Raw genomic sequence first — 653 nt, forward strand, 5'->3', positions numbered from 1 at the left:
GACCATCCGGTGTACGAAGTTAGAGCCTCTGTCCGAGACATCGTGACATTCAGTATGGAACCCGGTCATCGAGTGTAGGCCGCCAAATGCATTGTACCAATTTGTATGGCTATTCTCGCGCAGAACAGTGCAGGCATCAATGGTAATCCAGTCCATCTGCGTGTTTCCCCAGAGAGCATCACTGTAACTCAGGAAGGTATCGTCTTGGGAGGAGGAAAATGCAAATCCTTCTGGGGCACCATGGCCCGAAAAGAACGCAAAATGTGTATCATCTGTGTAAATATAGTCTATACCGTTTCCGGACTTACTGGGATCTTTCCAGTGTCTTTCCAGGGCCTGACCATCGCCATAGATAAAGTCTCCCCACCAGGATGAGTCACCACCGAGCTGGTAGTAAAACCCCTGTGCGTTTTCATCATTGTGCTCCAAGTCGGATGGTGGGGGATAGTTGTTCACCCATTCTGCACAACAATAATAGTATGCGCTTGCGGGCACCATAACCACGCTCACCAGCAGCAGCGCCAGGAGCATGGGAAATGCCTGCAATCCGGTTTTTCCGTTCATTTACTTTCCTCCTGTAGTTTTCCGGAGGCAGAAAAGGCACATATTTAAGCACGCAGAACGCTTACGTTCCCTTTGCCTCCGGGCTTGCG

At 50.2% G+C, this 653-nt stretch carries 1 protein-coding gene; it reads right to left on the reverse strand.

Annotated features, from left to right (window positions below; genetic code table 11):
- Nucleotides 1–564: DUF6345 domain-containing protein (locus tag EI28_RS12575; protein ID WP_048115367.1), on the reverse strand; the 564-nt coding region annotated here is incomplete at its 3' end.
- Nucleotides 565–653 lie beyond the last annotated feature (89 nt).

Origin of the sequence: Methanoculleus sp. MH98A, assembly GCF_000691865.1 — an archaeon.
Classification (GTDB): domain Archaea; phylum Halobacteriota; class Methanomicrobia; order Methanomicrobiales; family Methanoculleaceae; genus Methanoculleus.